We start from the raw sequence: 22,905 nt of genomic DNA on the forward strand, positions 1-22,905 counted from the left end.
ATGTTTATTAAACGTCGCATTAATAGCAATAACACTCAATTAAATTATCTGTCATTACACATAGTATGAGAAAAATGATTTGCTAAAGAATTATGTAGTTTGGTGGATGAAAAAATTAAACTCTTAATTGTTTAAAGTAGCCATTACACTGTAAAGACTGCGATTAAAAATAATATAGTAGGTGAAATTATGTATGTTTTATATTCTCAAAGAAAAAAAGATTCCATAGGCAATCCTGAGGTGTTCATATATGATGAATTTCCGAAAGCTTTCAGAAACCAGTTTTTTAAAATAATAAATGATGTTTTTAATAAAGTAGAAATGCAATATCATGGCAGTAAAATAGTTGAAAAACTGTGTGAAATTTTTTCAAGAGAAAAAGGATTAAAATGTATACCCGGATACTACAATATTCAAATAAATTCTATTAGTGCATTAGAAATATATATAGACAATTGTAGCAATATAGTGTGGGGTACACTGAATTATAGAGAATTACTATAGTCGTAAAATATGAGTTATGACTATAATATGGGGTTAGCAGGAACCTTATAATAGCTGAAAATTCAACGCTTAATCAGCAAATGATAGATTAGAGGAAATGAAAAATGATTAGACCAATTATGAAAGATATGATATTTCTCGCATAGAAATCCGAAACAGCCACAAAAGATGATTTGCACGTTGCCGAGGATTTGTTGGACACACTAAAAGCCAATGCAGACGGCTGTGTTGGCATGGCAGCAAATATGATTGGCATTAACAAGCGGGTTATTGCCTGTCAAAACGACAAGAAATATATTGTGATGTTTAATCCTGAAATCATCAAATGTTCTGGTGCTTATGAAGCTGAGGAAGGATGCCTATCGCTTACTGGCACACGTAAAACTAAGCGATACAAGTCAATAAAAGTGCAATATCAAAACGTAGATTTTCAAGTGCGAATCAAAACTTTTACAGACTGGACAGCACAAATTATCCAACACGAGATAGATCACTGCAATGGGATTGTGATTTAAGTAACGGCACATTATATTTAAAGTTGTTATACTATGAACGTAATAATAAAGACGATTAACATAAATAAATTATGATAATACGTTTCAATATATTATGCATATATAAATACACTCTTATTTTACTGTGTTGAAAAATTGATGTGGCCAGTTCCCAAAGAGTGGACACGTGGATTGCTGTGTGTTGCTAGAGCGAGAATAGCCTTATATTAAAGGCTTTCAAGCATTTCAAGTCAAAATATATGTGTGTTTATATGTTCCCGTAGACTAATGTTTACGGGAATTTTTTATGGAATAGCCACCCTTTACGCAAAAATAGAAGATTTTGCGTAAAGGTGTATATAGCAATATATTGTAATAAATATCAACGAATTATTGTAATATTTAATGGTGAGGGGTATAATGAATTAAAGAGAATTACTATAGTAACTTTACTGTTATGGAAATATGATAATAGATTCTTTGGCTAAAAGGGCTTAGTTGAAATAAGAACTTATTATTAGCATAATGTTGGAATGTTCTTATCCATTTACAAAGACAGTATAACCACGAAGTAAGCCTGAACATTCAATAAGCCTTTAGGATACAGCCAGTATTATGCCCTTATAGGGCTAGAGTAAACCACCCGTTGTCACGGGTGGTTTTTGATTTAATTTAGAATTTTAATAATTATCTTATAAATAGTTGTTGCTATTTAGATATAGATAGTAAGATAAAACATTTAGACAAAAATTGAAAACAAATGGATATATTATTATATGAAATTAACATATATTATATATTTATATTCAAATAATTGGGATTAAATATTACTTGTGAAAATGTCGTGCTCGCGCACTATTGTGTTAATATATCATTAATATAAACCAAGCTGTTTTATTGCATCAGTTAAAATATTGAAACATAAAGGATAATAAATTAAACATTTATTACCTTATGATATATATTAAAGGGAGACGAATTGAATGAACAAAAAGATCAAAAAAGCAACATCGGTACTATTAACTGTAGCATTATCATTATCAATGTTAGCGGCAGACGTCAATATTGTTTGGGCTCGCTCAAAAGAAGATAGTGATAAGTTGGCTGGAAAAACAGACTATGTTTATCAAAAAGATCTCGGTGATAACCAGCCTTGGGTGCATGGGTATAATCCAGATAGACTTTTGAAGTGGAAACCTGAAAATGATGTTTATTCAGATCAAAATCGTGCAAGAGTACCATTGCAAAAAAGAAACTCTAAATTTACAGCAACTCAAGCAAGACCAAATTTAACAGCAGAAGCACAACTTTCAGTAATATCTGGTAACTATCAAACTGGCACAGATGACGGTTGGAATGTTGGATATCATGCTAAATATGGAGATGAGTTTTCTAGATATTGTTTTAATTATTGGCAATACATGGACTATTATGGGACGTGGAATGGTATATTCACTGAAGACATGCCTAAAGAGTTATTAGATATAAAAACTAGTTCAGCATCTATAAAATATGATTATGGTGTAATTTATTTACCAAACCCAGCATATACAAATGCAGCTCATAAAAATGGTGTTGGTTCATTGGCTGTTATAGGTTTTTCTGGAGGACTTGATTGCGATCATCCATATAGGGAAATATTAGAACAAGATGCAAATGGAGATTTTCCTGTAGCTAATAAGCTCATTGAAATAAGCAAATATTTTGGATTTGATGGGTATTTCATTAATGAAGAAGATCCGTATATTACAGTTCAAGAAGTTGCTAAGTATAAAACATTTATGAAAAAGCTTAGAGATGCTGGAGTATATATTCAATGGTATGATGCAATTGACAATAGTAGCGGAAGCAAAGCATATTATAATGAATTTACAACAGGAAATAGTCCATTTATAAAGGAAGGTAATAACAATTATGCCAACTCAATATTTCTTAATTATTGGTGGAATAACAAAAAATTAGAAGATTCAGCGAAACATGCAAAAAGCTTAGGACTTGATCCGTTGAAAACAGTATTTGCAGGACTAGAATGTCGTGATCATTTTAATCAGGGATATGATATTGCTAATAACAAAGATAAAAATGGTCAACCAATGAATGGTATAGCTTTTATAGGTTCTGATATGCCCGCTGATATAGGTGCTGATATAGGTGGTACTTACTATGAAAGACATAAAGATGAAAATCAGTGGAAAATTTTTGAGCGTGAACGTATTTGGTGGTCAGGTCCCAATCAAGATCCAACTAAAACAGGAAGATACAATTTAATGCGCGAAGACTTAGGTATAAAAAGAAGTAACTGGGATGGAGTAGCAGACCAAATTATTGAGAAATCAGTAATTAATGGTTCTAAATTTTATACCAACTTTAATACAGGTCATGGTTTAAAGTATTATGTAAATGGTGAAGTTTCTAATGATAGAGAATGGAATAATATCAACATTCAAGACATTTTACCATCATGGCAATGGTGGATGGATTCCACAAGTAAAAATAAGTTGAAGGTAGACTTTAACTATGGCCCTAAGTATGATAAAGGGTCTATACAAACTTATACACAAGTAAATCCATATAGAGGTGGTTCATCTCTAGTTGTAAGTGGTAAATTAGATGCTGAAAACCTGTTGCATTTATACAAAACAGATTTAAATGTTAAAGATACTTCTAAATTCTCAGTGACATTCAAAAAAACATCAACAGATAACGCTATTATGAAATTAGGATTAATCTTCAAAGATGCGCCAAATACAGTAGTAAAAGTTGATATTCCTAATACAGTAACGAAAAGTGATAAATGGATAACAGAACAAATAGATTTATCAGCATATGCAAGAAAAGAAATCGCAGCAATTGGTTTAGTATTTGATGGTGCATCTAATGCATATCAAATGAATGTAGGAGAGCTAAAAGTAACAGATGGATTAAATGCAAAACCAGCTAAACCAACAGGCTTAAAAATTGACAAAGCATACACAACAAATGAGATGTCAATCTCTTGGAATATAGAAGACTATAATAATGTAAAACAATATAATGTATATGCAGATATCAATGGTAAAGAAACATATATGGGTGGTATATATGATTGTAATTATTACATTAAATCACTTAAAGATGCACAAGGAATAGTGACAATTAAAGTAAAAGCAGTAGGTGCAGATGGCGTCGAAAGTGATGCAGCAGAAGTATCATATGATTTGTCTAAAATTGTACAATCCATAAAAGTAGAACCTGATGTGGGCTTAATGAATGTATCTTGGACTAATCCAGCAAAAGAATATGAAAAAGTTGAAATAGCTGTTAACTTTGATTATTCAGAGGACAAACAAATATATAAAATAACTGTACCAGCAAAATCAGGGCATGCAGCAATTGAAATTCCTTACAGTGATGGTAGAAGATATACAGTTTCAATATCTACACTTAACAATGATGGCTCAACGAATAATTCTAGTAGCTTTAGTGGAAAGTTGAAAGATTCCTATTGTGAACCGTATGATCCTAACTTGAAGCCATGGAAGATAGACAGTAGTAGCGTTACCTTACGAGCTCCAAATTGTCGTGATTGGTTTAAAGCGTATATTTTAGAAAATGGAAAACTCAATAAATCGGACTATAAGCTAAGAGGAAATCATAAATTGAATAGAATACCAATTTCTGATGATGGGACAGTAAGTATTGTTCTTGAAAATTTTAATGGCAATCTGTCAAAACCAACTGTTTTGGATTGTAAATCAGGTGGCTCAACAGATACACGGGCAATCGATGAAAAAATGTTCCCTGATGTAGTATTATTTGAGGCAGTTAAGGCATTAGCACCTACAGTTGATAAGCTAAAAGATATAAAAACGCTTGACTTAACAGGAAAAGCAGTAACCAATTTAGCAGGTATATCAGCATTAACAAATTTAGAAACTTTAAATTTAGCAAATTGCACAAACCTAGAGATGATAAGAAATGGACAACTTTCATCTAATGGAAAATTAAAAGAGATCATATTAACAGGTTGTACTAGTTTAAAAGCTGTGTCTTTTGCCAATTCAACATTGGAAAAAATCACTTGTGAAGATGCAACTAAATTAACTAATATGGTTTCTTTAAATATGACAAATGCAAAATTTGATATGTCAGAAGGTACACCTGAAAGAGCTTTTGCAGAAGCTATAGCAAAACAAGGCGATGGGGGAAAAGATATCATATTAAAATCTAATGTGATATCTAATTTAGCAAAGGGCATGACAATTCAACCAAATTCTACAATGAAGAATGGTAATTATTTATTTGATGGCAAATTAAAATATTTTGAAGTAACGCAGCCACTTCCAACAGAGGCAGTAATTAAATTCGATTCTGCACAAGAAATTTTATCATGGAAGTTAATAAATTACTCTTATGGACGTTTTGGCTTAGCTGATTTTGAAGTACAGTGTTCTAGTGATGGGGTATCATGGCAAACATTAGGGCAGCCAGTTGTAAAAAATAGAGATGATATAGTTGAACAAAGCATTACGAATCCAGTAGCTGCACTATATTACAAGCTCATTGCAAAGAAGACAATGTCGGCAGGATCTGAGGTTAGAGAATTTGAGCTATATGGCTTTGCAAATGATACCTATAAAGCAGGAGTAGATTATTCAAACCAAAGTCCGGTACTGTATTCAAAACCGGCATCAAAAGCAATAATACAAAAAGGTGAAGGCGAATTTGATGTAAGAAAGCTTGCAGCAACATATGAAACAATCAGAGGTACAAATTATACAACATTAAAAGGACAAAGTTTTATTAACCCATCATTTGACATTGATAAACAATGTGCAATTGATACAGGATTATTTGCAAAAGTAATCAATAAAACAGATAATAGCGTATCTTATAATAAAATTGATACTTCAAATGACGCTACATACACTGTAGAATTAACTACATTCAATGTTCCAGAGGTAAATGGTAAGAAATTAGGAACAGTAACTGTGATAGTTGGTAAAGGTTCTCCAGTTATCATTCCAACAGAACCAACATTAACTGAAAAAGTGATTTCTTCAATTAACGACGGAACAAATAGTAATGTAACAGTTGATTTAGCGAAACCTGAAACAATCAGCAAGGATATCTTAAAGGCTGCAAAAGAGCAAAAGAAAACAGTAACCTTTAACGTCGTTGATTCAAACGGTAAACTACAATATTCATGGACAATTGACGGAAAGAATGTTAATGAGATTAAAGACGTTAACCTTGAATTAAAAGTTTCTGAAATGAAAGCAAATGCAAATATACAAAAAGCTGCAAACAACGAAAATGGCTTAGTTTTATCATTTAGCCATAGTGGCAGTCTACCAGCAAATACACAAGTAAAAGTATATGTTGGAGATCAATTTAAAGATAGAGATAAGCTATCCTTCTACTACTTCAATGAAACAAAAGGACAATTAGAGAAGATAGCAGATGAAATCGTTGTCAAAGATGGTTATGCAACAGTAACAATCAACCATTGCTCTGATTATGTATTAACAAAAACAGAAATCAAAGCAACAACTCCAGCAAAACCAACACCAAATACAAAGAACCCTCAAACAGGTGACAATGCACCGAAAATCCCATTTGTATTTGTAGTGTTATCCGGAATTATGCTAGCTGGCATTTCAAAAAAATCTAAGAAAACTCGCTAACTTCATTCCTTTTCATATCTAAAAAAGCACAAAGTGATACAGCCCCAGCCTTTTCGTATTTGAAAAAGCTGGGGCTGTATGCTATTTAATTCTATTTTTATGGTTAGCATTTTCAACATTAAAATCGGAGATAAAATACGCATTACATAGATAATGGGAACTTTTCAGTTCATTTATAATGTTGTTTTCCATTTACAAGACAGTATAAACTTTTATCGCATAATGTCTTTATGTCATCAGCTTTAGCATGGGACAAAAAGTCCCAGCGGATGAAATGATTGATGGATAGATGGATATGATAAAAATAAAAAAATGCACTAATATATTAATTATCTAAACTAAAAGTATAGAAATAATATTATTCTTTTCGTACTGTAACGTACTTAAGTGGGTTAATATATGTTGCACATTTTTTGGAGTACCCCTAAATAGAATAAAAAAAGTTTACGTTTTTCAGTACAGAAAAAATATGGAATGTATTTACAGGATGAAAACTATGCTGTATGATAAGCGTAATGAGAGTTTTGATAGTTGTACGCATTTGTGGGAATAAGCGTGCAACTTTCTTTTTTATATAACCTTTTACCCCTATTAATACAGTAAGGAGAGTATAGTTATTGTAGCCAAAGTCATTGTCGATGGTTACATAGTATTTCTTGTTAATCCATGCGTTGGATAATAAGGCTTTTATAGTAGTTATAGCAGTATCAACGCATATATTTACATGTGCTGCTATTTTTTAAGGCTAGGAAAAGCTTTCTTTGAATGATGAGCAGAGCATTTAAGAATATAGCAAAAATTTATATATTATTGTGAAAGGAGCATAGTGATGCTATTTAGAAACACACCGTCAATTACAAAATTAGCTGTAGATATCAACACAAAGGATATTCCTGCAATTAAATCAGCCAAGCTTGTGTTTGTTGATGGTAAAGGTTCGCTAGACATTCATTCTTTTTCTATAAGTGATTCCTATTATGGTAGTTGTTATATCTCGCAGATAACATTGAATAATATGCCACTTATTCAAATCAATTCTCCAGGTTGCCCTACATGTAACAGCATTTTAGCCACTGGATATGGAATTGCTAATGCAAAATGCAAGGAACTGAATGACATTCAGAAAAGTGTAAATGCGCCATTTGTCTCGTTAGACGATTCTATAACAGTTTTAACGCCTCTTTTTAGACTACTTAAGAGTGGGCTATATATTGTTGCAGATGTTGAATGTTATCCGACAGATGAAAATGAAAATTTCTTTTGGAACGTTGCGAATGAATTGGACGATTAACCATCGCAAGTGGGAAAACAAATATGTTGAGTCAGCAAGCTACTATCCGTCTGTTAATAAATATGCGAATATGATAGCTTCGGGAATTACGTGTGATGTATGGGTTGAAGATGAGGTCATTCAAACTTGTCTTACAAATCTGATTGATGAAAATCAGCAAAAGATGAAAGGAATTCTGTTTTTATTAAAAAAACAACATTACTCTAGATTAAAACAAGTTGCTATGTTATGCGTAAAGCAATTACCAAATTATAAGCTCAAACAGCAAGCATATAAAAACTTGGCAGAAATTAAAAATGATTCGGATATTTAGGCGAAGTTCGACTTATCGAAATTTGTGGTCGAGTTAATGTTAATCAATTATATGAGAATGTTAAGAACAATTCATAAGATAGCAAATGAAATCATTGTAAAAGATGGTTATGCAACAGTAGCAATTAACCATTGCTCTGATTATGTATTAACAAAAACAGAAATCAAAGCAACATCAGAAAAACCAACACAATCCGTAATGTATTTATTATCGACTCAGAGTAAATAATTCGTGTAATTTTAATCTATCCATTAACCAATGGAAAGAAGCATACCTGAAATACTACGTTTGCATAAAGTATTATAAACAACCGACCGTGAAAAAGGTTGTAACTCCGGCAAACTGGATGCCAGATCTACCAGCATTGCTACCATCACCCAAAACATACAAAGAACTTCTAAAGCGACAAAACGATTCTCAAAGTCGTGGATTTATCTTATGAGGGTTGGTTGGGTGTTATAAACAACTCCCATCAGCCACTAGATAATAACAAAGAACTCCGTTTTTTGATAGCTGAGTCCACTACCTTCTTGGTGGAGCGCTTTTTTTTTGAGTAAATTTTCATGAAAGAAAATTTGGTAATATGTTTTGAAAAAGTATTATAAATTGATTTTTTACGTAAAAAAATTGACGTTTTGTGCAATCGTTGTTTAAAATGAAAACTAGAACAAACACCTAATAATATGGCATTTATTTAGTAAATTTATAAGTATATTATTAACTAATACATTGATATTTTAATTAAAAAACAGTTGAATATTAGTTAATTTATATGTAATATATACATATAGAAAAAATATATTAAAATTTATTAAATATATTGTTAATTAACTTAAATATATTTAATTGCTAATTATGAACTCAATAAGAATCGCGACAAATTTATATATTAAATTTTGTGAAAATCTTTTATTCACATTTTTATTATAATAAAAATGTGCACGAACACATATTAAGAGTTATCATATTAACTTTTTTAAGATTTAAGTTTTTTAGAAGTTTTATTGTATAAGTTATATCATTGTAGTATAAGGGATGATAAATTTAATTTTATTACCTTATGAAATATTTTAAAAGGAGAATAAATAAATGAAGCAAACACTGAAAAAAATAATGTCAATTATGCTATGTTGTACAATGGTTGTATCAATGATGACATGTTTTATACCAAGTGTAAGTGCAGCAACCGTACCACCAAGTAGGACAATATTAAATGAAAATTATGCAAAGAAAAAATCGCTACAACCTTTGGGCAATTTTCTACAAGTAGATGAGTTGAAAAATTGGTCACCTGAAAAAGATCCTGACTCAAGATACAATAGGTCAAGTATACCACTTAAAAATAGGTATACTGGTCCTTTAGTGAATCCTAATGCATCTACAGATGCAAAAGTTTTGGCATTGTGTAACTCTACTAGTGAGTCCCAAGGTGTTGATACAGTTAATTCATATGCATTTAACTACTATCAATATTTAGATACTTTTAACTTTTGGGGTGGAACAAAAGGAAAAGGTGTTATATCTATCCCAACACCTGAACGTATAGATGCAGCACATAAAAATGGTGTAAAAGTTACAGGTACAGTATTTTTTCCATTTAAAGACCCTGAATTTGTAAATAAAGCGATGACTGATTTTGTACAATCTGTGTATGATGTGAATACGAGAAAAACAGTATACCCAGTTGCTGATAAAATGTTTGAAATAGCAAAGTATTATGGCTTTGATGGATTTTTTATAAATCAAGAAACTAGTATTAGCATTGATTTAGCAAACAAACTCAGAAATATGATGAAATACATACAGCAAAATAAACCGGAGGGTTTTGTTATTCAATGGTATGATTCAATGACAAGTGGAGGTTCAATAGTATATCAAGACTCTATTTCACAAGATAATATAAGTATGATCCAAGATGGAGATACTCGATATGCCGACGAAGCCTTTATAAACTTTAACTGGAGTGTTGAAAAAATAAACACGACAGTTGAAACAATGACTAAAGCAGGTAGAAGTCCATTTGAGGCATATGCTTCATGGGAAAATATTCCTTATGAAGATTATAATAATCATCCGGGAAGATTAGATTATTTATTAGGTGAAGATAAGAAATTGAAAACATCTATTGGAATCTTAGGACCTAATATTACTTTATCTGGAGCAAATAGTCCTGAGGAGTTTACAAACATAAATGAAGGAAAATTGTGGGTAGGTCCAACTTTTGATCCAACCGATACATCAACAAGAGATAATAAAGATAAATTTCCTGGATTTTCAAGTGCAATAGCTGATAAAACTCCTATCCTTGGGACCGAATTTGTTACTCATTTTACAACAGGTAATGGATATAAATTTTATGAGGATGGCATTGTAACAGGAAAAAGAAATGGATGGAGTAACTTTTCATTAACGGATATTATGCCTACATGGCGTTGGATAGTTGAGAGTAATGGTTCTAAATTGAAGCCTTCAATTGACTATGCTGATGCATATTGGGGCGGTACTTCTTTAAAAGTTGAGGGAAATTTAGAAAGTGAAAATCCAAACCATATTAAATTATACAGTACTAAATTAGACATTAAAGATAACTCAAAATTAAGTATTACATACAAAACTCAGAATACAGGTACCATGAAAGTCGGTTTATGTTTTGGTGATAGCTATGATCAAACCAATTTTGAATTTTTTGATGTATCTAATGGTGTAAGTAAAAATGGTTGGACTACATCTGAAATTGATTTATCAGGACATTCAAATAAAACAGCAATTGCAATTTCAATGAAATTTGAAAGTAAATCAAATATATCTAATTACTCAGTTAATGTAGGTAGGATTGCAATTACTACGCAACAAAAAAATCCAGGCTTAATTGCAAAATCAAGTATTGATGAAATTATGTTTCATGACTATAAAAGCGCAGAGGCAAGAATATATTGGTACGAAGCAGAAAATGCTGATTATTATGAGATACATCGTTTAAAAGCTGATGGAAGTAGAGAATTTGTTGGAGCTACTCCAAATACTGCTTTTTATCTAGCAAAATTTCAAAGGGAAGCAGAAGAAGATGCTTTCACGTTTGAAATTACACCTGTTACTTTTACGGGGGTAAAATCGAAACCTAGTATTATAAGATGTAAATGGTATGATCCGATAGACTCTTCTGAATCAATTCCTGAGAGTAAACCTATTAACTTAGCTTTAAACAAGACAGTTACAAGTAATGTAAAATCTGAACCTAATCAAGAGCCGAAAAATATTGTTGATGGAATTATTACAGGAAGTAAATGGTGTGCAAATCCTGCAATGAATCAAAACCAAAGGCCGTCAGAACTTGCTCCACATGAAATTACAGTTGATTTAGGAAAAGAAACTCAAGTAGGAAGATGGGTAGTTTATAATGCAAATTGTCCAGATGGTAACGAGGGTTCTGGCTTTAATACAGTAAATTATAAGCTAAAATATTCTACTGATGGAGTAAACTTTGCAGATGCTGATGTAGTTTATAATAATAAATTGGATATTACAGATAGAAATCTTGAAACGCCTATAATCGCAAGATATGTAAAAATTTCTGTGACAAAAGATTGCATTTCTGATAATTGGGCAGCTACTCGTATATATGAGTTTGAATTGTATGCCGAAAAAAATGATTATCAATCTGAACCAGTTGATCCAATAAATATAACAGTAAAAAATAACGTTGGAACAAAAGATACAGCGAGATTTGATAAATTATCTCAAAGAACAACTGTAAAGCTTTATAATTCAATGGAGGCAACAACTCCTATTGCAGAAAAAAGTAATCAATCACTTTATGCAGGTCAACCAGATAATGATTACATAGCATTCGGTGAGTTTAACGACACGAAATCTTATATTAACTTAGGTTCAAACGAGGGTAGATTATATTACTCTACTATATCAACTAACCCATATACAGGATTAACCGGAAGCGAAAGCGTAAGAAGAAGTGTACCTTTTTATGGAGAAGCGGGCCCTGAAATTCTATTGGATAAAACAAATAGTAAATTATTTTGTTTTTCAAATGAGAAAATCTTTGAGGGGACTAACTCTAAAGGTGTTATGTATGTTACTAATATGCCTGAAGGTGCAGTAATAAAAATATATTATGGTAGTGGTGACAGTCCAATACTTACATCTGCACCTGCGGATAATAGTGGAGTAATCATTTTAAGGCAGATCCCGCTATATACAACATGGGATAAAAAAATTTATTACGAAGTGTATGCTAGTGGATATAAATCTCCAATAAAAAAACAATACAGTTATTCTTTAGTGAGCAATAATTCAAATCTTCCATTTGATAAATCTGATCTTTTGGAATTGAGATCCATATCAATTGATCAAAATAAATATTTAAAAGATTCTTTAGATAATTATAATAATGTATGTGCTCAGGCAGATGCTATTATTGGAAATGATAAAGCTACATTAGATGAAATCAAAACAGTAACTGCAGCTTTAAACTTTGCTATTAGTAGGCTAACTGAATCTAGCTCTACGAATAAAGCAGATTTACAAGCAATGTACGATTCAAACAAAGATAAAGCTGAAACAAATTATACTGCGTCAACATGGGGAGCATTTAAAACAGCATTAGAAAATGCAAAAGAAGTTATTGATAACGCTGATGCAAACCAAAAAGATGTAGATGATACAAAAGCTGCATTAGAAACTGCTATAAACGCTCTTGTAGAACGTGGAAACAAAGCAGATTTACAAGCAATGTACGATTCAAACAAAGATAAAGCTGAAACAAATTATACTGCATTAACATGGGGAGCATTTAAAACAGCATTAGCTAATGCAAAATTAGTTCTTGATAATACTGATGCAATCCAAAAAGATGTAGATGATACAAAAGCAGCATTAGAAATTGCTATAAACGCTCTTGTAGAACGTGGAAACAAAGCAGATTTACAAGCAATGTACGATGCAAACAAAGATAATGTAGAAGACGCATATGTTTCAACAACATGGGGAGCATTTAAAACAGCATTAGATAATGCAAAAGCAGTTATTAATAATGCTGATGCAATCCCAAAAGATGTAGATGATGCAAAAGCAGCATTAGATAATGCGGTAAAAGCACTTGTATTACGTGGAAACAAAGCAGATTTACAAGCAATCTACAATGCAAACAAAGAAAATGTAGAAGGCGCATATGTTTCAACAACATGGGGAGCATTTAAAACAGCATTAGATAATGCAAAAGCAGTTATTAATAATGCTGATGCAACCCCAAAAGATGTAGATGATGCAAAAGCTGCATTAGAAACTGCAATCAAAAATTTAGTTAAGAAACCTGTTATTATTCCAACAGAACCAACATTAACGGAAAAAGTAATTGCATTGGTTAAAGATAAAACAAATGGTAACGTAACGGTTGATTTATTGAAACCTGAAATAATTAGCAAAGACATTTTAAAGGCAGCAAAAGAGCAAAAGAAAACAGTAACGTTTGATATTGTTAATTCAAATGGTAACTTGAAATATTCATGGGCAATTGACGGAAAGAATGTAAATGAGATTAAAGACGTTAACCTTGAATTGAAAGTTTCCGAAATAAAAGCAAATGCAAATATTCAAAAAGCTGCAAACAACGAAAGTGGCTTAGTTTTATCATTCAGTCATAGTGGAAGTCTACCAACAGATACACAGGTAAAAGTATACGTTGGGGATCAATTTAAAGATGGCGATAAGCTACATTTCTATTATTTTAATGAAGCAAAAGGACAATTAGAGAAAATAGCAGATGAAATTGTTGTAAAAGGTGGCTATGCAATAGTATCAATCAATCATTGCTCTGATTACGTTTTGACAAAAATTGAAAACAAAGCAACAACCCCTACAAGCACAGAAACTCAAACAAATACAGCTTCCTCTACTAAAACAGAAGCTCAAGCCACTACAGCGGAACCGGCTAAAACAGAAACGCAAGCAAATACAACATCATCAACTAACACAACACCTAAAACTAAGAATGCACAAACAGGTGATAATACACCAATTATCCCATTTGTATTTGTAGTGCTATCTGGAATTGTTATAGCTTGCATTACTAAAAGATCTAAGAAAACTCGCTAACTTCAATCCTTTTCATATCTAAAACAGCACAAAGTCAGTACAGCCCCTGCTTTTTCGTATTTGAAAGAGCTGGGGCTGTATGCTATCAATTTTACTATATTGTTAGCAGTTTTAACATTAATACGGGTGATAAACTATCCATTATCATAGATATGTAGTAGTCAAGCAAAGTTGTAACACCAGTGTATAAATTTTATGCAGCAGTTCTGGCTACTGCAGGTGGAAGACCGCCATTGTATGTGTGAGGTCGCACATGATTGTACCATCCATACACAAACTCATAGATTCCTTTGGGGTATACCAAGAATTTTGTGTAAATATAAAAACAATCAGAACAAGAAATAGGAACAAAATAGTAATTGACATAGTGTATAGGTTAGTTGAAACAAGTTTATTTAATGACAAAAGGGGCATGCCCCTTTTGTCATTAAATTTTGGCGGCTGAACATAGAATCATCCAGCGATTCTGTCCGAAAACATGATGTTTAATTGGTTTAAAACAACGTCCCAATTTCGACAACGTTGTGTCCATCGTTCGACAATTTTCTTTGAAGCTAAATACAGTATCCTTTTTAAACTATCATCATTTTGAAATGATGGTTTGTTCTTGGTTATTTGTCTGAACTGCCTGTTTAATCCCTCAATAATATTAGTTGTGTATATTATTTTCCTTACATCAGTTGGATATGCAAAAAAGGTTGATAGTATATCCCAGTTATCCTCCCAACTCTTTATGCAAGAAGGATAACTTTTACCCCATTTTTCTTTGAATGATATTAGATTATTCAATGCTTCTTCCTCTGTAACAGCTTGATATACTAGTTTTAGATCTGCCATTAACTTCTTGATATCTTTGTATCCTACATATCGTGTTGAATATCGAATTTGATGTATAATACAACGTTGAATGTGCGCTTTGGGATATGCTGCATTGATTGCTTCTTTAAAACCTTTTAAACCGTCAACACAAAATAGGTATACATCTTGCAAACCCCTTGATTTCAAGTCATTCATAACGCTCAACCAGAATTTTGAGCTCTCGTTTTCTCCAATCCAAATGCCCAATATATCTTTATTTCCTTCAAGTGTAATTCCTAAAACCACATATGCTGCTTTCGTTACAAACTGATTGTTTTCTTTTACTTTGTAGTGTATTGCATCCATGAACACAAATGGGTATACACTATCTAGTGGACGGTTTTGCCATGCTGTTACTTCCGGCATTATTTTTTCTGTTATCTTGCTTACTAGTCCATCTGAAATTTCTACATCATAAAGATTTTTTACTTGTTCAGCAATATCTCGTTGAGACATGCCACAAGAGTAAAGTGCAATAATTTTTTCTTCCATCCCGTCAGCATTACGATTATATTTACCAATAATTTGTGGTTCAAATTCACCGTTTCTATCACGAGGAACATTAATATCCACTTCGCCAAGTTGTGTTTTAACTGTTTTCTTTGAATATCCATTTCGATAATTTTTCGACATGCTTTTTCCGTCATCGTTCGCTATTCTTTGACTTTTTTGGTAACCCAATTCTTCGTCTAATTCACTATCCATAACTTGCTGAAGAACATCTTTGAACATCTCTTTCATTGCCTGCATAACCTCTGTTGTGCTTGTGAAGTTTTGGCTGTTCACATACTCTTTTAATAACTCTTTCGGTTGCTTTTCCATAAAAAAATACTTCCTTTCATACTTGAATTTATTATCTTAATTCTTGTCTGATTGGAAGTACCTTATTCACTTTTACACAAAATTTTCGGGAGTCTCTTCCTTTGTCCATTTCATCAGCTGATTGAAATGTAAACAAGTTAAAGAATTCGTTCTTTAATGTATTATAAAAGCGTTCCATTGGCGCATTATCATAAGGACATCCAGCACGACTCATGCTCTGCTGAATGTGAGCCTTTTGGCAGTAGTCATTAAATTCTTTAGATGTAAATTGACTTCCTTGGTCGCTATGCAAAATTAGCCCTCTTGGTGGTTTGTAACGTTTGATTGCTATTTTCAATGTCTCTATTCCAAGTTCAGCAGTTATATGATTTCCATCTAGTGTCGCTACTGCTGAGCGGTCATACAAATCAATAATAGAACAGTTATACCTCATTACCCCATCTTTTTGTGGAAGGTAGGTGAAATCAGTACACCATACCATGTTTGGCTGTTCTACATCAAAGTTTTGATTCACAAGATTCAGAAATATTTTATTAGGTATTCCTTTATTATAAATAGGTTTTTTCTTACGAACTATCGAGTTTAATCCAAGTTCAAACATGTACTTATATATGGTTGAATAACAATATGTAAAACCATATGGAATTAGTAAATCACGCATCATTCGATAGCCTGGAAACTCCGGGTATACCAAGAATTTTGTGTAAATAGAAAAACAATCAGAACAAGAAATAGGAACAAAATAGTAATTGACATAGTGTATAGGTTAGTTGAAACAAGTTTATTTAATGACAAAAGGGGCATGCCCCTTTTGTCATTAAATTTTGGCGGATGAACATAGAATCATCCAGCGATTCTGTCCGAAAACATGATGTTTAATTGGTTTAAAACAACGTCCCAATTTCGACAACGTTGTGTCCATCGTTCGACAATTTTTTTTGAAGCTAAATACAGTATCCTTTTTAAACTATCATCATTTTGAAATGATGGTTTATTCTTGGTTATTTGTCTGAACTGCCTGTTTAATCCCTCAATAATATTAGTTGTGTATATTATTTTCCTTACATCAGTTGGATATGCAAAAAAGGTTGATAGTATATCCCAGTTATCCTCCCAACTCTTTATGCAAGAAGGATAACTTTTACCCCATTTTTCTTTGAATGATATTAGATTATTCAATGCTTCTTCCTCTGTAACAGCTTGATATACTAGTTTTAGATCTGCCATTAACTTCTTGATATCTTTGTATCCTACATATCGTGTTGAATATCGAATTTGATGTATAATACAACGTTGAATGTGCGCTTTGGGATATGCTGCATTGATTGCTTCTTTAAAACCTTTTAAACCGTCAACACAAAATAGGTATACATCTTGCAAACCCCTTGATTTCAAGTCATTCATAACGCTCAACCAGAATTTTGAGCTCTCGTTTTCTCCAATCCAAATGCCCAATATATCTTTATTTCCTTCAAGTGTAATTCCTAAAACCACATATGCTGCTTTCGTTACAAACTGATTGTTTTCTTTTACTTTGTAGTGTATTGCATCCATGAACACAAATGGGTATACACTATCTAGTGGACGGTTTTGCCATGCTGTTACTTCCGGCATTATTTTTTCTGTTATCTTGCTTACTAGTCCATCTGAAATTTCTACATCATAAAGATTTTTTACTTGTTCAGCAATATCTCGTTGAGACATGCCACAAGAGTAAAGTGCAATAATTTTTTCTTCCATCCCGTCAGCATTACGATTATATTTACCAATAATTTGTGGTTCAAATTCACCGTTTCTATCACGAGGAACATTAATATCCACTTCGCCAAGTTGTGTTTTAACTGTTTTCTTTGAATATCCATTTCGATAATTTTTCGACATGCTTTTTCCGTCATCGTTCGCTATTCTTTGACTTTTTTGGTAACCCAATTCTTCGTCTAATTCACTATCCATAACTTGCTGAAGAACATCTTTGAACATCTCTTTCATTGCCTGCATAACCTCTGTTGTGCTTGTGAAGTTTTGGCTGTTCACATACTCTTTTAATAACTCTTTCGGTTGCTTTTCCATAAAAAAATACTTCCTTTCATACTTGAATTTATTATCTTAATTCTTGTCTGATTGGAAGTACCTTATTCACTTTTACACAAAATTTTCGGGAGTCTCGGAACTCCATTTATAGCATGATATATTTCAACGATTTTTCGTTGAGTCGATGCCTTTTGCTCTCGATAATTAGCTTTTCTGTCTTTTAAAAAGTTATAGTATGCGTTGGGATATATGTTAAGTTTACGCAGAAGTCATCTTAGTCCAAACTCTTCTTTATTATTCTGGATAAACTGATACTGGTCTAATCTATTTCCTTCGCAAAGAATGCTGCTGCCTTTTTTAAAAATGCATTTTCCTTTTGTGATTCAGCGAGTTCCTTACGCAACCGTCTGATTTCTTCATAAGCATCGGTTTCTTGTTTAATTTCAGGTTTTGTTTGGCATTCTTTACGGCGTTGTTGCAACCAATATGTAATTGTCCCTTGTCCAAGATGATATTCTTCAGTTAGGCTTTTCTTTGTACGTCCTTCTTCCAGATAGAGGCGCAAAACTTTTTCTTTGAGCTCTGGCTCATACTTATTGTAGTTTGTCATGTTGTATCCACTCCTTGATTTCATTTCATTATATCAGATTTCTATATCAAGGTGTTACAACTTTATTATAGCTATAGCCCGAAAGTGTTGCACTTAATTTGACAATCTATCAACATTAAAATGAGTGATAAACTATTCATTACATAGATAATGAGTAATTGTAGTTACGTGTACAGTATGGTATAATGTATCTTAATAAAGCGTTACTGCGGTAAAATATATACGTAATTAAATTATAACGATAGGAGAAATGATGGCTAATTTTAAGGACATACGTACAATTGAGTTTTATAAAAATAAAAATACATTTACAGGAAGTGCTAACGATTTTAATTATAGAATTTCTACTGACAGTGAAAATTTTAAAGTAGAGATTTGGAAAGGTTACTTATGTTATAATAAAAGTGAAATTTTGAATCAAGAACTATTTTCTTTATCAGAAGATGGATTTAAACAAATACCAGTATGGTTACAAGAACAAAGTAAAATAATTTAATTTCACATAACACAAAACTCCCTAGTTAAAAACTAGGGAGTAAATAATTTATAAAAGGTCTTGCAAACAAAACCATAATATGGTACAATCTAAATACGGGTAAGAAAATAAACCCCTACAGCACTACGATTGCGCTAACAAACGTAGTGCTTACGCCTAAAAGATGCATTAACATCTTGAAGACTTATAGGAGAAAACTTCTGTGTGTAATTCTAACACAGTGGTATAGAACTGTCAAGCTTTCAGAGTGTTTCAGCGCATCTGGAAGCTTGATTTTTGTTTTAGAATGCTTCTGCATTTTAAATATAAACCGTATCTTGACAAATAATAAGCCAAGACCAATATTTAAGCTGGTACTTAAATATTCGTGTCAACTCACTATTAAGGAATGACTACCCTTATAAAGCTTATTTATAGTGCCTATGAGTACATTGAGCATATGCGAGCGGTGATAAGCGGTTCAAGCACCTACATATAATACGCTTGCGATAAATATTGTATGTAATAACTGATTGGTAATCAGTGAAGTTGCGATGACAAGCATATGTATAATGATACTCCTGCTGCGTAGTTGCGTCAGCTACCTAAAAAAGGTAGATACCTCGTATAGTCTTGAAAAAGATATAAAAGATATGTGTGTTATAACCAATAACAACTTATAGACACGTTAAATATATTTATATATAACAATGCACTAAATTCATTCCATTTGGAGTGAATTTAGTGGATCGTTAAATGGTGCTGGTGACCGGAATCGAACCGGTACGAGGAGTTAACCTCACAGGATTTTAAGTCCTGGGCGTCTGCCAGTTCCGCCACACCAGCAACTCGTTTCCCGAGTGCTTTACTATAATACTATATAAACTTAAGATTGTCAATACTTTTTAAAGAAAACTTTTCAAAAAAGCACTGTCCTTATTTTGGTAATTATAAGTATTCTTGTCGATAATATAAAAGAAAGGATACGGTACTATCATATCGTGCTTTTTTCCAAATTCCAATCTTCAATAAAAGCAATATTATGTATTTGTCAGTTACCATTCATTTTTCTAAAGCATTGGTCTACTCTCTGATACCGGTTTAAGGTGACTAAAGAATTCAATATAAAGTTTTTGCTACTAATCTTTTGATAAGTGATTGTTTGCATATAATATGCTCCTTTTTAAATTTATTGTGTTGATTTTAGAAGCAATACTTTTCATCACAATCACGCTCCTTTAAAAAAGTTAATTGCCTGTTTAGCAATTGTAAGATTATTTAAATAATCCTAGGAATATTATAGAACAAGTCTCCCGAAAAAGTAATTGATTTCGGGAGACACTTGTTTTTTTATTCATATTTAGGTAGCCAATCGCCATGTTCTGCAATTAAATCATCACATAGGTTGCGAATTTCATCTGGTGATAATTCAGCAGACGTATGAGGGTCAAGCATTGCCGCCATATAAATGTATTCTTTTTTGCGGGTAACAGCAGCTTGAATTGTAAGCAGATGCACATTGATATGCAAGCGGTCGATGGCAGCACATTGTTCTGGTAATTCTCCAACGTAGCAAGGATTTATACCGTTGCGGTCAATCAAACATGGAACCTCAACACAAGCGTTTGAATGTAGGTTTGAAATCAATCCATTGTTGATTACATTGCCATGCACACGGAATGGAATATCCGTTTCCATTGCTTTAATGATAAAAGATGCAAATTCATAGGTCTTTTCGTGGCTTAATTGGGTGTTGTGGACTAAGTCTTGTTTCATCTTTTCCCAACCTGCAATTTGGTTAATGCAACGACGAGGGTACTCATCCAATGGAATATTATAACGTTCAATTAATTCTGGGTATTTTGATTTAATGTACCATGCACTATACTCAGAACAATGTTCGGATGATTCAGTAATATAATATCCGAAACGATCCATCATATCTAGACGAACGAGGTCATTTTTTCTAGTCTCGTAGGTTTCTTCTAATTTTGCACGACGTTTAATTTCGGGATATAAATCGTTACCTTCTAAATCTGTTATTTTTGTTAGCCATGCTAAGTGGTTGATGCCAGCTATCTCCCATTTACATTTATCAATATACTCTGTCATGCCAACATCAGTAAGTAAAGCTTTTGCACAAACTTGAACGCTATGGCAAAGACCAATTGTTTTAATATTGGTATAGCGTTGCATAAAACCACTTAGAATAGACATGGGATTTGTGTAGTTAATAAATAGTGCATTTGGACAAAGCTCTTCCATATCGTTTGCAAATTCTTTCATAACGGGAATGGTACGAAGACCTCTAAAAATACCGCCGATTCCGAGTGTATCACCAATGGTTTGACGCAGTCCATATTTTTTAGGAACTTCAAAGTCTGTTATGGTACATGGATCATATAAACCAACTTGAATAGCATTGACAACATAGTTAGCTCCAGCTAAAGATTCTCTACGGTTCAGTGTTGCAGAAAGAGTAATATCGGTTCTACCTGAATTTGCAATAATGTTGCGAATCATTTTTGTTGAATCTTCAAGACGTACTGGGTCAATGTCGTGCAAAGCAATATCCAATGGCGTGATTTCAGGAGTTAAAATACAGTCTCCTAATACGTTTTTTGCAAATACAGAGCTTCCGGCACCCATAAAAGCGATTTTTGGCATAATTATAACCTCCGTTTAAGTTGAAATTAAGTTGAGATATTGATAACAAATTTGTTAAGGATAGTGTAAGCCTTTTTTATGAAATATGCGATACAAATATGTTGTTCATATTTGCAAATTTGTTGTATTGGGTATATAATAGGTCTTGAAAATAAAGTGATAGGAGTGTAGCAGTATGAAACAATTGGGACTTAAGCATTATATGCTTGACCGAGCAACGAATTCGTCCCTATGGGTTTGCCAATGCGGCTGGGAAATCTGCAAAAGTACTCATACATTTGGTCCCGCAGTTCGAGATCATTATTTGCTTCATTATGTCGTTGATGGCCATGGATATTTCAAAAATCAAAGCGGAGAATATCGCTTGTCAAAAGGACAGGGATTTTTGATTACTCCGGGGGAAACAACAATTTATTGGGCAGATAGAGAAGAACCATGGGAATATTATTGGGTAGGCTTTAAAGGCGTTGATGCTGAGCTTTTACTTGAGCTGTGTTCGTTAAGTATGGCAACTCCCATTGTTCGTTGTGATGAAACCGAAGAAGTAAAGAAGATGTTTTCAGAAATGTTTCAATCCTATACCCAAAGCAATTCAAGAGAATATTCTATGTTAGGATATTTTTATTTAATTTTAGCTAATTTGATGTCACAAACTAAGCAAAATGGATATACGAGTTCCAACGTTAAAATGTATATTAATAATGCAATTGAATATATCAATAATAATTATTCATACGACATCAACATCACAAAGCTTTCCGATTATATCGGGATTGATCGAACATATCTTTATCGCATTTTTATGGATTATATTAATATTTCTCCGGAACAGTATTTATTAAAGGTAAGAATGACAAAAGCCGCTAATTTGTTAAAGACTACGGAACATTCCGTACTGCAAATAGCGTTATCTACGGGATATAAAGATGCTTCTCATTTTTCAACTACGTTCAAAAAATATTTTAACGTAAGCCCAAGCGATTATAGAAAATAAAAATTTTCTACTAAAAATTGACAAACGAAAAGTGCAATGTTATAATATTGGTAATTAACGAAAGGAGCATCA

At 32.5% G+C, this 22,905-nt stretch carries 14 protein-coding genes, 1 tRNA gene and 1 pseudogene; 10 read left to right on the forward strand and 6 right to left on the reverse strand.

Features of this window, described 5'->3' with window-relative positions; genetic code table 11:
• Positions 1–189 precede the first annotated feature (189 nt).
• From RBG61_RS09120 to RBG61_RS09155, 8 genes and pseudogenes are all read left to right on the forward strand, one after another.
• The gene (locus tag RBG61_RS09120) at positions 190–504 is read left to right on the forward strand and encodes an AbiJ-NTD4 domain-containing protein (RefSeq protein WP_307942852.1); all 315 of its coding nucleotides are present in this window, start codon (positions 190–192) and stop codon (positions 502–504) included.
• 104 nt (positions 505–608) lie between these two features.
• Positions 609–1,019, forward strand: a pseudogene (locus RBG61_RS09125) (peptide deformylase).
• Positions 1,020–1,981: 962 nt separating this feature from the next.
• On the forward strand, positions 1,982–6,664 hold the full coding sequence (locus tag RBG61_RS09130; protein WP_307942853.1) for an endo-beta-N-acetylglucosaminidase: 4,683 nt from the start codon (positions 1,982–1,984) through the stop codon (positions 6,662–6,664).
• Positions 6,665–7,493: 829 nt separating this feature from the next.
• The gene (locus RBG61_RS09135) at positions 7,494–7,955 is read left to right on the forward strand and encodes a hypothetical protein (protein WP_307942855.1); all 462 of its coding nucleotides are present in this window, start codon (positions 7,494–7,496) and stop codon (positions 7,953–7,955) included.
• Positions 7,939–8,268, forward strand: a complete 330-nt coding sequence (locus RBG61_RS09140) for a hypothetical protein (RefSeq protein WP_307942858.1) — start codon at positions 7,939–7,941, stop codon at positions 8,266–8,268. Before RBG61_RS09135 ends, RBG61_RS09140 begins: the two co-directional genes overlap by 17 nt.
• A gap of 36 nt (positions 8,269–8,304) precedes the next feature.
• On the forward strand, positions 8,305–8,496 hold the full coding sequence (locus RBG61_RS09145; protein WP_307942860.1) for a hypothetical protein: 192 nt from the start codon (positions 8,305–8,307) through the stop codon (positions 8,494–8,496).
• A 118-nt stretch (positions 8,497–8,614) separates the two neighbouring features.
• On the forward strand, positions 8,615–8,710 hold the full coding sequence (locus RBG61_RS09150; protein WP_307947241.1) for a hypothetical protein: 96 nt from the start codon (positions 8,615–8,617) through the stop codon (positions 8,708–8,710).
• Between the two features lie 647 nt (positions 8,711–9,357).
• Positions 9,358–14,376, forward strand: a complete 5,019-nt coding sequence (locus tag RBG61_RS09155) for an endo-beta-N-acetylglucosaminidase (RefSeq protein WP_307942862.1) — start codon at positions 9,358–9,360, stop codon at positions 14,374–14,376.
• Positions 14,377–14,829: 453 nt separating this feature from the next.
• On the opposite strand, the gene RBG61_RS09160 is transcribed toward RBG61_RS09155, so the two are convergent.
• The 4 genes from RBG61_RS09160 to RBG61_RS09175 form a co-directional block, all read right to left on the reverse strand.
• Complete coding sequence (locus RBG61_RS09160; RefSeq protein ID WP_307942478.1) at positions 14,830–16,056, reverse strand: IS256 family transposase; 1,227 nt, start codon at positions 16,054–16,056, stop codon at positions 14,830–14,832.
• 31 nt (positions 16,057–16,087) lie between these two features.
• On the reverse strand, positions 16,088–16,717 hold the full coding sequence (locus RBG61_RS09165) for an IS3 family transposase (RefSeq protein WP_307942864.1): 630 nt from the start codon (positions 16,715–16,717) through the stop codon (positions 16,088–16,090).
• A 182-nt stretch (positions 16,718–16,899) separates the two neighbouring features.
• A complete protein-coding gene (locus RBG61_RS09170; RefSeq protein ID WP_307942478.1) occupies positions 16,900–18,126 on the reverse strand; it encodes an IS256 family transposase in 1,227 nt (408 codons plus the stop codon).
• A 280-nt stretch (positions 18,127–18,406) separates the two neighbouring features.
• Positions 18,407–18,697: a transposase gene (locus tag RBG61_RS09175; protein ID WP_307942866.1), complete on the reverse strand. Its 291-nt coding sequence runs from the start codon at positions 18,695–18,697 to the stop codon at positions 18,407–18,409.
• A gap of 253 nt (positions 18,698–18,950) precedes the next feature.
• On the opposite strand from RBG61_RS09175, the gene RBG61_RS09180 reads away from it, so the two are divergent.
• Positions 18,951–19,193: a hypothetical protein gene (locus RBG61_RS09180; RefSeq protein WP_307942867.1), complete on the forward strand. Its 243-nt coding sequence runs from the start codon at positions 18,951–18,953 to the stop codon at positions 19,191–19,193.
• 736 nt (positions 19,194–19,929) lie between these two features.
• Here RBG61_RS09180 and RBG61_RS09185 read toward each other — a convergent pair.
• Both RBG61_RS09185 and RBG61_RS09190 read right to left on the reverse strand, forming a co-directional pair.
• A tRNA-Leu gene (locus RBG61_RS09185) sits at positions 19,930–20,018 on the reverse strand.
• Between the two features lie 504 nt (positions 20,019–20,522).
• On the reverse strand, positions 20,523–21,839 hold the full coding sequence (locus RBG61_RS09190) for an alpha-glucosidase/alpha-galactosidase (protein ID WP_307942868.1): 1,317 nt from the start codon (positions 21,837–21,839) through the stop codon (positions 20,523–20,525).
• A 175-nt stretch (positions 21,840–22,014) separates the two neighbouring features.
• Here RBG61_RS09190 and RBG61_RS09195 point away from each other — a divergent pair, with 175 nt between their 5' ends.
• Positions 22,015–22,833, forward strand: coding sequence for an AraC family transcriptional regulator (locus tag RBG61_RS09195; protein ID WP_307942870.1), 819 nt, complete (start codon positions 22,015–22,017; stop codon positions 22,831–22,833).
• The last annotated feature ends 72 nt before the right edge of the window (positions 22,834–22,905 follow it).

It is taken from the genome of Paludicola sp. MB14-C6, from assembly GCF_030908625.1.
Taxonomy (GTDB): Bacteria; Bacillota; Clostridia; order Oscillospirales; family Ruminococcaceae; genus Paludihabitans.

Coding starts and splice junctions, on each gene's coding strand:
- RBG61_RS09120 (WP_307942852.1), top strand. CDS start 190: ATGTATGTTTTATATTCTCAAAGAAAAAAAGATTCCATAGGCAATCCT.
- RBG61_RS09130 (WP_307942853.1), top strand. CDS start 1,982: ATGAACAAAAAGATCAAAAAAGCAACATCGGTACTATTAACTGTAGCA.
- RBG61_RS09135 (WP_307942855.1), top strand. CDS start 7,494: ATGCTATTTAGAAACACACCGTCAATTACAAAATTAGCTGTAGATATC.
- RBG61_RS09140 (WP_307942858.1), top strand. CDS start 7,939: ATGAATTGGACGATTAACCATCGCAAGTGGGAAAACAAATATGTTGAG.
- RBG61_RS09145 (WP_307942860.1), top strand. CDS start 8,305: ATGTTAATCAATTATATGAGAATGTTAAGAACAATTCATAAGATAGCA.
- RBG61_RS09150 (WP_307947241.1), top strand. CDS start 8,615: ATGCCAGATCTACCAGCATTGCTACCATCACCCAAAACATACAAAGAA.
- RBG61_RS09155 (WP_307942862.1), top strand. CDS start 9,358: ATGAAGCAAACACTGAAAAAAATAATGTCAATTATGCTATGTTGTACA.
- RBG61_RS09160 (WP_307942478.1), bottom strand. CDS start 16,056: ATGGAAAAGCAACCGAAAGAGTTATTAAAAGAGTATGTGAACAGCCAA.
- RBG61_RS09165 (WP_307942864.1), bottom strand. CDS start 16,717: ATGCGTGATTTACTAATTCCATATGGTTTTACATATTGTTATTCAACC.
- RBG61_RS09170 (WP_307942478.1), bottom strand. CDS start 18,126: ATGGAAAAGCAACCGAAAGAGTTATTAAAAGAGTATGTGAACAGCCAA.
- RBG61_RS09175 (WP_307942866.1), bottom strand. CDS start 18,697: ATGACAAACTACAATAAGTATGAGCCAGAGCTCAAAGAAAAAGTTTTG.
- RBG61_RS09180 (WP_307942867.1), top strand. CDS start 18,951: ATGGCTAATTTTAAGGACATACGTACAATTGAGTTTTATAAAAATAAA.
- RBG61_RS09190 (WP_307942868.1), bottom strand. CDS start 21,839: ATGCCAAAAATCGCTTTTATGGGTGCCGGAAGCTCTGTATTTGCAAAA.
- RBG61_RS09195 (WP_307942870.1), top strand. CDS start 22,015: ATGAAACAATTGGGACTTAAGCATTATATGCTTGACCGAGCAACGAAT.